At 57.4% G+C, this 11,026-nt stretch carries 6 protein-coding genes and 1 pseudogene; 3 read left to right on the plus strand and 4 right to left on the minus strand.

The window, feature by feature from the left end; translation table 11 throughout:
• Positions 1 to 103: 103 nt before the first annotated feature.
• From ACGY09_RS19765 to ACGY09_RS19780, 4 genes and pseudogenes are all read right to left on the minus strand, one after another.
• Positions 104 to 1,114: a DUF1559 domain-containing protein gene (locus ACGY09_RS19765; protein WP_373653248.1), complete on the minus strand. Its 1,011-nt coding sequence runs from the start codon at positions 1,112 to 1,114 to the stop codon at positions 104 to 106.
• Between the two features lie 314 nt (positions 1,115 to 1,428).
• Positions 1,429 to 1,896, minus strand: coding sequence for a carboxypeptidase-like regulatory domain-containing protein (locus ACGY09_RS19770; protein ID WP_397569116.1), 468 nt, complete (start codon positions 1,894 to 1,896; stop codon positions 1,429 to 1,431).
• 530 nt (positions 1,897 to 2,426) lie between these two features.
• On the minus strand, positions 2,427 to 5,072 hold the full coding sequence (locus ACGY09_RS19775; protein ID WP_397569117.1) for an FG-GAP-like repeat-containing protein: 2,646 nt from the start codon (positions 5,070 to 5,072) through the stop codon (positions 2,427 to 2,429).
• 48 nt (positions 5,073 to 5,120) lie between these two features.
• A pseudogene (locus ACGY09_RS19780) lies at positions 5,121 to 5,468 on the minus strand (hypothetical protein); the annotation flags it as partial.
• A 516-nt stretch (positions 5,469 to 5,984) separates the two neighbouring features.
• Between ACGY09_RS19780 and ACGY09_RS19785 the strand changes: the two are divergent.
• From ACGY09_RS19785 to ACGY09_RS19795, 3 genes are all read left to right on the plus strand, one after another.
• Positions 5,985 to 9,089 carry an FG-GAP-like repeat-containing protein gene (locus ACGY09_RS19785; protein WP_397569118.1) on the plus strand — a complete coding sequence of 1,035 codons (3,105 nt, stop codon included), beginning with the start codon at positions 5,985 to 5,987 and terminating at the stop codon, positions 9,087 to 9,089.
• A 194-nt stretch (positions 9,090 to 9,283) separates the two neighbouring features.
• Positions 9,284 to 9,811 carry a hypothetical protein gene (locus ACGY09_RS19790; protein ID WP_397569119.1) on the plus strand — a complete coding sequence of 176 codons (528 nt, stop codon included), beginning with the start codon at positions 9,284 to 9,286 and terminating at the stop codon, positions 9,809 to 9,811.
• Between the two features lie 114 nt (positions 9,812 to 9,925).
• A complete protein-coding gene (locus ACGY09_RS19795; protein WP_373653242.1) occupies positions 9,926 to 10,951 on the plus strand; it encodes a DUF1559 domain-containing protein in 1,026 nt (341 codons plus the stop codon).
• The last annotated feature ends 75 nt before the right edge of the window (positions 10,952 to 11,026 follow it).

The raw sequence follows: 11,026 nt of genomic DNA on the forward strand, positions 1-11,026 counted from the left end.
GGGGGGGGGCGTAAAAACGAAGAAGCCGCTTCAGGGGGCTGAAGCGGCTTCGGATCGAATTCGAGATTTCATGACAAGCGGCGTAAAGCTGCCGGATGCCGGCTTAGAACTCGCCCAGCGGGTTTCCGTCTGCGATCAAGCCAAGTCGCTGGCGGGTCGTCGCGTCGAGATTTTCGCTGATGAAGCGGACCGAACCGTCGGTCAGAAGAACCTGCAATCCGCCGGTGTGGAGGCTGCCGGGGCTGCCCCACTCACCGAGCCGTCCAACTTGACGGCTGTTGAAAGGAGGGCTCGTCCAGGCGCAGCATTCCCAGTCGTTGATCTTGCGGGCTCCACCGCTCAGGTTGGCGAAGTCGATCGAGCTGCCGGCGTAGGCACGGCAAGACCAGGCGGGGGTGTGACCGTCAGCGACGTTCAGGGTGGTTTCGACCATGGCGACGGTGTTGCTGGTGCCGTCGCTGACGTCCCGGATGTTGCTGTTGGAGTTTTCGCCAAACATGCCGCGAGCGTACTGATTTTCATTTGACCAGTAGCCCCATGCGTTCGGGGAGGTGGTGCTGAATCCGTAGGTGGTCAGGTAAGCGATGACGCCAACGGCACAGCCATAGTTTCCGTCCCCGACAACGGTTTCTTTTCCATTGTCGCTGGGGCACAGAAAAGCAGCAATTTTGTTGGTGCCGATGGCAGTGTTGGTGGTCGGTGCGGGGCCTGGGGTCAGTGCAGCACCGGAAACAGGACTCCACGTTGCGCCCAGGTTGTCGCCCATGGGGAGCGAGAAGTTGACCTGGTTGTACAGCGGACTCTGGTCAATGTACGGCAGGAGCAGAACGTAGCCTGTGTGGTTCTTGACGTTGGCGGGGGTCGAGTAAGGGCCGTTTGCTGTAGCGTAAGGGAACACCGAGAAGGTGTCGTGGTAGTTGTGCAGTGCGAGGCCCAATTGCTTGAAATTGTTCTTGCACTGGGTGCGGCGCGCGGCTTCGCGTGCCTGCTGGACTGCGGGGAGCAGCAGCGCGATGAGGACTGCAATGATCGCAATGACCACCAGCAGTTCAATCAGAGTGAACGCTTTTGATCTGCGTCGCGAAATGTTCGCGAGACCGACGGAGGCTTTCATGAAAAGATCCTTCAACAATGGGAGACAAACAAATAGCTCGAACGGGCAATCAAAGCCTTCGAGGGTTACACAAGGGAAAAGTCTTGCAGGCGGGGGCAGGCAGATGCGCAACTTCACGTTTGTCGTCCGGGGACCGGCTGGATAAGTTTCCAGTGGTACCCGGGTCTGTCGCTGGCTCAATCAATTTCGTCGGTTGCGCTCACCCATTCGCTGGCGGTTATCTTCGTTGGCGGTGATCAGGCAGGTTGTCTCAGTGTTGTTCACTAAAGCACATTACAGGGGGGCGGCTCGTTTCTTTCTCGAAAATTCCGAGATTATTTCTTCACGGAGGTCGAGATGATGAAGTCCAGGCTGGTGGTCCCCTTGTCAGGAATCGTCGTCTTGTTATGCATTCCCGCTTTGCCGACGTCACTCCATCGTGCCGCAATTGCTTGAGTGCTCGGAGTCATCGTCGGTGATTCATTGGCGGCGAGAGGCTTGCCATCAGGCTTCACAAACTGTGAGAAGGTGACGAAGTAATTTCCTGCGGGAATTCCTGGTTTGTTGCTGAGGTGCGTGACCGTGAACTTCCCTTCCGCATCCGTCATGGCCCAGCAGCCACCTTGTGTTTTGGTGTCGTCTGTGGGGTGGAAGGTGATGCGGACCCCTTCTGCAGGGCGGCCGTTCACCTTCACGGTGCCCGATGCCGGTACCAGTGTTTCCGCTTTCGGTTGGTTCGAGCCGCAGCCAGAGAAAGAAACCAAACACAGCCAAATCAGTAGCAGACTTCGTCCAACCGTCATTCTTGCTCCAGCAGTAAATCCAAAAAGCCAATCAATTCAATTCGAGGTGCCCGACTGAAACCCAAAGGCAGCAGCGTGGCAATCATTATGCGGTTGTCATATTTGAGTGTCGAGGGGGTTCCCGGCAGGAGTTGCCTTCCGTTTGAGCACGGCCCTCCTCGCTCACGCTCTCGTGTAAGCTTCTTGTCTCAGTCAGTCTGCTTGCGTCACCGAGCCTGACGCAAGCAGTGGTTCCATCAGCGATGCAAACAGCAAAGCCCGTGCCACCCTCTCCCTTTGAGTTCCCACCGAACTCTTGACGCATCAGTGAAAACCAATGCCTAAAGGTCCTGGCTCCGCTCGGAAGAAGACTGCGGGACGCCGCCAGACTGACACATCCGCAGAGAGTCGAAACATCAAAAAATAATGCATCCACTCTTTGGGTCGTGGTTGGTCGAGCCCGTTCCGGGGACCTGTCCCGCTGGACGATCACTGACGCTGCACTTTATAGGCAGTTCGAAATGGCTTGGGAATCCAATTGAGAACTTATCTTAATCCCTGATAACCGGAAACCATGTTTCTGTCCCTTCAATCGCTATCCAGGGGGATTTTGTATCGACATTTGTTTTTGTGTCGATGTGCCCGGACGGCCATTGGATCTGGATTTCTTCGACGATCGTCCGACTGCCGATCCCGATATCGATCCCTTTCTGGCTGCTGGATTCGTACCCGTCACCCGCCATTATCTGTGTGGTGCGGATATCGTCGGCAGAGACCCGGATTCGCAGTTTTGCACCGACCGCATCACGATTGCTTCTGGTCCCGATCAGTTTCAACTGAACCGCGTGGCCTGGGGAGATGGTTTGGTTCTCCGCGAGCAGGACCGCTGCTTCGAGATCGGATGCGACGAAATCGATTTTCCCGTCACGGTTCCAGTCGAGCAGTGCCAGTCCGCGGCCGAGTCGCTCCTGACGGAAGATTCCTTCCGCTTGGTCTGCAAACAGTTCTGTGAAGGTTCCTGCTGCAGTTCCTCGAAAGAACTGCGCTCTCATCCGATAGGGTTCACCCGGGATCTTGTCGATTTGTCCATTGACGAGGACCAGATCATACCAGCCATCGTGGTCTGCATCAAAAAACTGTGTGCCGAAGCCCAGTGGCTCGAAGCCGGGCTCACTCAGCCCGGCGCTGCGGATCTGGTCCTGATAGAACCCACCCGGTTGGGATCGATAAAAGGCGTTGTGTTCTCGCGCGAAGTTCGTGATATACAGATCCATGGCACCGTCACGATTCACATCGGCGCAGGCCACCCCCATGCATGCTTGTGAGGCACCGTTCTGATCAAGAGCGACGCCCCTCAAAAAGGCTTCGTCACGAAAATGGAGCGGCTGGTCGGGGCTGGTCTGATCATTGATCAGCAGGTAGTTGGGGGTCATGTCGTTCGCTACGAAGACATCAACGCGGCCGTCGTCGTTGAAGTCCGCGACAACCAGGCCCAGCCCGGTTCCTTGCGGCAGTTCCAGGCCACACTCCCTTTGCTGCTCGATAAATCGCCCATCTCCCTGATTCAGCCCGATCGTATCGGTGACCGGGTCGTAAACGACGGGGCGACAGATCCCCGGACGATTGTGTTGGTCGTAGCACATCCCGGTGAAGAGTTTCGCTCCGCCGACGTAGTTCACATCGAAGAGTTCCGGAAGTCCATCGCCATTGAGGTCGGCGATCGCGCAACTGACCGTCCAGACGGACTGACGCAGACCCGCGAGAGAGGTGACATCCGTGAACGTTCCGTCTCCGTTGTTGTGATACAGCGTATTCCGACCGAGATTGGCAACATACACATCGGGAAAGCCGTCACAGTCGAAATCTCCGCAGGCCACACCCTGTGAGAAGGCCGTCTCGTGGATGCCGGCCAACGGGGTCACATCGACAAACTGTTCGCCGAACCGATTGCGGTAGAGGGCGTCTGTGGGACCGATGGAGGGTTCAGTGGCCGATGTGCTTCCCTGCGGAAAATAGAGGTCAGGCCACTCATCCAGGTCATAGTCCAGTACGCCCACCCCCGCTCCCATCGTTTCGAAGATCTTTCGGCCCTGTTGTGGTGAACCGGCGGTGACGTATCGAAAATTCAACCCGCTCGCCGATCCCTGATCGACGAATCGGATCGGCTCCGCCGGTCTGGTGACTTTCTGAGGGGGCGAGTCGTCTCGCGGTTCGGATGAGTGTGCCGGGGAAGCGTGTACCGCTGCAGTCTTGCTCCAGTCAGGCAAGGGAAATTGTTGCCATTCGAAGTCTCGGCCAGGAAGACTGTCTGGGTGCGTGCGTGGCAGACTGGCCGTCAGACGCGAGTCCAGGTCGCTCTTCAGAGCCTGGATTTCCGCAGTGAGCAATAACTTTCGGTCCGCCGGCGGCAATTGTTCGAGGATTCGAATCCAGCCCCACGCTTCCCATAACCGTCCCGTTGCCTGCAGTTCTGCGATGAGCGGGGTCAGCCAGTCGTTGGCACGCTGGTCGCGCAGGCGCGCACTGAGGCTGATGATGGTCTGAAGGCGCTTTCCCCGTACCGTGAACTCGGATCCCAGCTCCGTCGCTCCTGTTTGTGTCAACAACTGCCCCAGCAGGAAATTGGCCGGTTGTAACTCGGGCTCACGCTGAAATGCTTCGTACAGACAGCGAATAGCACTGTCCGTATGACCTTGGTGCCTCAGCCATTTTCCCCGCGCCAGCCAGACGTGGGAGTTTGTCTCCAGAGCAGGCGTGACCTGGGCGTTCCAGGCGAGAAAATCCGGGGCAGGCCCGTCGGCCAGAATTTCGCCTAACAGACCCATCGCTTCTGCGTCCTGTGGACGCGCGCGGGTGATTTCCTTCAGACCGTTACGGGCTTTGTCGAGATGGTTCAGCGCGATGTCGTTCAGGACGTAGGCCAGGATATCGAAGCGGCTTTCCGGATCGAGTTCGATCATTTTGGCCAGTCGGGAACCGTCGGGTGCCACCGGGTTTGCTGAGGTGACGAGGATCAGGTCCTCCTTGTTGAATGCGTTGCGTTTGATCAGTTCGATGATGCAGCGCACGACTTCCTGCGGCCGCCCCATGACAGTGGCCATCTGACCCTGCCAGCGGTAGAGGTCGGCCAGATCCGGATTGACCCCCGCAGTATACATCAGCGCCGCCCGCGCAGGGCGAACACGGTTTTCGACCATCCATCGCCGTCCCAGGCGACGGCCCAGGGATGCAGCGGCTGCGGGATCCAGTGCGGCCAGTTTTTCCAGCGCGCGCAGGGACTGATCGGGATCACCCGACTGAGCATTCGCTTCCGCCGACAGTTCCCAGGCAGCGGTGAAGTCGGGCTTCAGTTGAAGAGCCCGCTCGGCACAGTGGCGGGCCAGCGTGACTTTCTGCTCAGTGAGTGCGACCTGACCCTGCTCGACAAGTTGTTCAGCGGATTTTCCTGATACCAGGTGGGGAAGGAACCAGACGAGTAGCAGGATGAGGACGCAGCCCGTCAGACCTGAAGCAACGAGGTAGGGACTGATCCTGCGCCGACCCTGTTCGGAGATCGCGTGCTGGAAATCGGGAGTAGGCGGATCGGAATCGATGTTGTGTTCCTCAGAATCTCGATCATGGTCAGAACGATTGCTACGGGGACGTTGTTGCGCACCGCATCACCGGGGCTGTTCTGTTTCATCGGGTCCAATACGGGCGGCGACCGGGGAATGCGCGAGGACTCATACCTCGCATAACGAACCGTCAGGTGAGAGTAGAAGAATGAACCCCGGGGGGGGTAACCGATTCACTCCAGTCATGTCCCGCGGTCCCGATTGTCGCACGGCAGTGTTTCACCTGCGTGGGTGTAAGGCAAGGGAACTCAGTTGCGGCAGTGTGTCAGGTGGCTTCAGGACAGGCAGTTTGAGGTCAGAAAGGGGGGATTGTCAGGGGCGAATCAGTCATCGCTTTTTCCGGTTAGCTTATCTCCATCTGAATCCCATAGTGATCGACATTCCGACTTGTCGTCCCGCAGTCCTGCAGCGTCGCCCAATGGAATGATCGCGAGTCTTCTGCTCCCAGGTCTTCGCTGGTCTCGTGCTGAATGTGTTTTCTTAATGGAAAGCGATATGGGTATGCTATTCGTCAGGGGGCACGTTGCGAGTGACAACGTGATCCGCAACCCCTTTTCTGATCGGCAGCCCGTCGGAATCGGAGACACTTTGAAGCACGCTCGTCGTAATGAATCATCGGTGTTTCGTTCTCGCCGTGCGTTTGCACTCGGTCGATGGCTGGCGATCGGGGCGAGTCTCTCATTGCTGGCGCTCGCCGCGATGTGGTTCGCACTGCAAGGCCAGACGCCCCAATCGGCGGAGGAGTGGGTTGAACGCGGGCGCCGCGCGATGGAACGGCGTGACTATCGGACATCGCGAACTTCGTTTGAACAGGCCGTTCAACGGGATCCCGAACTTGCCAAAGCGTGGGCACTTCTGGCCGAGGCGGCTTGCCTTGATCAGCATCAGGACCAGGCGCTGGCGGCGCTGCAGGAGGTGGTCCGGCGAGAACCGAAGCGAGGCTGGGCTCTGGGAATCAAGCTGGCCAAGGTCTGGGTTGGCCAACACCGCTATCAACCTGCGATCCAGGGGGCACGGCTGGCAGCGGAAGCAGATCCTGCCTCGCCCGAGCCCGAGCGCATCCTGGCGCAGATTTACAGCATCACGGGGCATCGGGAGGAAGTTGTTACCAACCTGGTGGACCTCATCAGAAAGAATTCGTTCTCCCGCGATGATCTGATTGTCCTGTCGGCCGCGACTCCCTGCCGGGATGCTCCAGAGGAACGTCAACAGGCTCTCAAGGCGGCCCCCGAATTTCGCGCACCCTTACTTCAGGGTGCTTTCAGCCAGATGGGGGATAAACCTGAAGCAGCGGAACTGCTGCTATTGGAACTAACGGCCGCTGTCCCCGGGGATGACGAGGCACAAGGGGCCTTGGGAGAGCTCTACGCCGCGCAGTTTCCGCAGAAATTCCTCAAGTGGAATGCTCGTCTGTCGCCGGGTGCCGAAAACAACTCGCGCATCTGGGCGGCCCGGGGACGATGGCTCGCCCGCATGGGGAGTGTGGGCCCCGCGATCAGGTGCCTGCACGAATCGCTGATTCGTGAGCCCGAGCAGCTCGCCACAACGATGTTGCTGGGGGGATTGCTCAAGTCTCTTGACGAAATTGAACTTGGAAACGCCTTCTCCGAACGGGGACTGCATCTGCAGAGAATTATCGATATGAGCATCCGGATGAACGATCCGCGCGGGGATGAACTCGTCATCCCGCTGATCGAGGAACTGGAGGCCGTAGGACGGCTCTGGGAGGCCTGGGGGTGGTGCGTTGTGTACGAGCAGCAGCATGGTCCTCAAATCAGCCCGGTCGCCGAGTTCAAAAGTCGCATCCGAACGCGACTTCATCGTGACCTTCCCCGGACGGATCCTCACAGCCTGCCAGGGCAGGGGAGTGACTGGGACCGATTTCCGCTGCCCGACTGGAATCAGCCGTCCCTGACTGACGCGGCAATCGAGGTCATGTCAGCCTCCTCGTCAGCATCGGGAAGCGATTCTGATGCTGCGGGCATTCAATTTGTTGACAAAGCGGAAGAGGCAGGCCTCCGGTTCCGCTTCGTCAACTCATACTCTCCCGCTGCGGGGCGAATGATTTTCGAGTCGATGGGGTCAGGAGTGGCGGTACTGGATTACGATCGCGATGGCTGGCCAGACCTGTATTTCCCGCAAGGTAACACATCGCCGACACGCGGTTCGGCGACGGTCTGCGACGAGCTTTACCGCAACCTCTGGGGGCAGGAGTACCGCCAGGTTTCCGGCTTGTCCGGCGTGTCGGAATCGTCGTACTCGCAAGGGGTTGCGGCCGGGGATTTTGATAATGACGGGTTTACGGATCTGTATGTCGCCAATCTCGGTCGCAACAGCCTGCTGCGCAACAACGGCGATGGTTCGTTCACTGATGTGACGGAGGTTGCGGGGCTAAAGCAGGAAATCTGGACGGTGAGCTGTGCCATCGCGGATCTCAACGGAGACGGATTCCCCGAGCTGTTTGACGTCAACTATCTGCAGGGGCCCGATCTTTTAACCGGTTACTGTCTCGATCCTTACGGGAGACGAACCGTCTGCCGTCCGACCGCCTTCGATCCTACGTGGAACACCGTATCTATCAATCTCGGCGATGGCCGGTTCGAAGAACAGCAGCGCGAGTGCGGTCTGGATCTTCCTTATGGTCGCGGTCTGGGGCTGATCGTTGCCGACTTTAATGAGGATGACCGGCTGGATGTTTTCGTCGCAAACGATATGTCTGCCAACTTTCTGCTGATCAATCAGCAGGCGGGACCCGATCAGCCGCTCCATTTTCAGGACGAGGCGATCTTGCGGAATGTGGCTCTTGACGAGTTTGGGCTGGCACAAGCCTGCATGGGGATTGCGTGTGCCGACATCAACCGGGATCGCCTGCCGGATCTCTACATCACTAATTTTGCTCGCGAATCCAACACGTTGTACCGCTCGCAAGCCGGGGGTTTCTATCAGGATGCAACGCAATCCTCCCAACTCAGAGGCCCGGGATTCGACCTGCTGGGGTTCGGAACTCAATTCATGGACGCCGACAACGACGGCTGGGAAGATCTGATTGTCGTGAACGGTCATCTCGATCAGTTCATCAACGAACCGTTCCAGATGCGGGCTCAATTTTTCCGCGGAAAGACGAACAGTCAATTTGTCGAACTGTCCGGTTCGCAGGCCGGAGAGATTTTTGCGCGCCCCCGTCTGGGGCGGGGACTCGCGGTACTCGACTGGAATCGGGACGGGCGCGTTGATTTTATCGCTACGGATCTTGAGCAGGCGGCAGTACTGGGGGTGAATACGACCCCCTCCGAGAATCGGACCTTAGCGATCAGGCTGGTAGGGACGCGCAGCAATCGTGACGGAATCGGTGCTAAAATTGGGGTTACTGTAACCCCAACAGATCACCGATATCTTCAACGGGTAGCGGGTGATGGCTATGAAAGCAGTAATGAGCAAGTTTTGCGCATAGGGACGGGCAAGCACGCCAACGTGGAAGCCGTGGAAATAAGTTGGCCATCGGGTGAAAAGAGTCGTGCTACTCATCTCAGCACGGATTCGGAGTGGCTTTTTATCGAAGGGGATGGGGCGCCAATATCCCTTAAAGTCGTCCCGAAATAGCCGCCTTGACATCGTTTAACATTAATGGCATCTTAAATGCACAATTCGACATACGTGATCGGCCCGCCTTGTTCTTCTTAAAAAGCACTGCGGAAAACCGATCCCTAGCGAGCTGAGTTTCGCACGACTGATATTCGCACGACTTTTGACTGCCTCAGGTTTCAGCATCTGTGTCTCAGGGGTAAGCGTCTATTATGGCAATGCAGCGTGATTCGGATCCGCGTTCTCAATTAACGAGTTCACCCATCATTCGACTCGTCTCGGTCTCGTCCATCGCGATGGCGATGCTTATCGGAACGCTCGGTTGCGGGAAGTCCGGCCCGAAACCGGAAAAGCTTGTTCCGGCGGCCGGCCTGGTCAAGGTGAATGGCCGACCCCTAGCGGGAGTGCGGCTGAGCTTTCAGCCCATCGAGAACAACAAGGCCGTCGGCGGCTGCTGGGCCATCACCGATAACGACGGGAAATTCAAAGTGATCCACGTTTCCTCGAAGGAGGGAATTCCCCCCGGCAAATACGAGGTGTACTTCTCTCGTCGGGTTAAACCGGATGGTTCTCCTCTGGGCGAAAACGAATCCCCCACGATGGTTCAGTCGCGCGAATCTGTTTCCGCCATGTATAGCGACCCCTCGCGCGCAGGGATGCACAACCGGATTGAAATCCCTGAGAAAGGGGTGACAGATCTGGATTTCACGATTTCAACTTCGGCGCCGAAAAAGAAATAACCTTACATCTTCTTCATAATCCTCCGGGCCCTCAAATCAGAGAGCGGTCCGGGGGTGGCTTTTGTTTCTCTTCTGTTGTGTTTGTTTCTTCTCTTTTTTGATGGAGGCATGCAAATGAAGCCGAGGGCGAAGTCCAGATTAAGGTGGCGGGATCGAAGAGCTTTTACACTGATCGAGTTGCTCGTCGTCATTGCAATTATTGCAGTGTTGATTGCGCTTCTGTTGCCTGCGGTGCAGCAGGCCCGCGAGGCAGCGAGACGAACTCAATGCAAGAACAATCTCAAGCAGATTGGTTTGGCACTGCACAACTATCACAGCGGATTCAATGTCTTCCCATTCTCGGTTTCCGGATCGGGTCCAAACGCCTACAACAACCCCACCATCCGACAGGTAAAGAATACAACGGGTTGGGTTCAGTTGCTGCCGTACTTCGATCAGGCACCCCTGTTTAACACTATTAACCATAGCGCAGCGATGGGACGCTACATGGGGCCAAGCTGGTCCACCGCAACGGTCCCGCTTGCGAACGGGGGACCGACGATCGAGAACGCCAACGCCGCAGCGACCAAACTGGTGGCGCTGCTTTGCCCTTCGGATTCCGGACAGGCGATCTTCCCGGGATTCGATGGCAACTACGGCTGTGAAACAAACAGGCCTGCCTATAAAACCAACTATGGTTTTAGCGTTTCCCCCCCTTTCGGGGACTATAACTGGGATACACAGAATCAGTATGCGAGGGCGCTGTTCGGTCCTGAATCCAACTCCTCCATGCGAGATGTTTCGGACGGAACGAGTAACACGGTCGCTGTCGCAGAACAGACTCTCAATGTCTACGATGGTATCACGGGGTCATGGGCCTGTATGCAGCACGTCGGTCAAGGGGTCGATTTTGCCAATCTGAATGGCCAGCGAAAAATCAACGACTGGGACTGTTGCGGCTGGGGGCCAGGAACTCCCTGGAGCGTGAAAAATCCACCCGGGAAACTGGGTGAATGGGGAACCGTCGGGAGTATGCACACGGGCGGGTGTCAGGTCCTGCTCGTTGATGGGTCCGTCCGTTTCATCAGCGAGAACATTGACGCGGTGACCCGCCAGAGCCTCGGATACATTGCTGACGGAAAGGTCGTCGGCGAGTTCTAATCCGAATTGATTTGCAATCTCGGAACAGCACGAATACTTCTAACGTCACCGCGCGACTTCGGTCGTGCGGTGACG

It is taken from the genome of Schlesneria sphaerica (assembly GCF_044336245.1).
In the GTDB taxonomy this organism is placed as follows: domain Bacteria; phylum Planctomycetota; class Planctomycetia; order Planctomycetales; family Planctomycetaceae; genus Schlesneria; species Schlesneria sphaerica.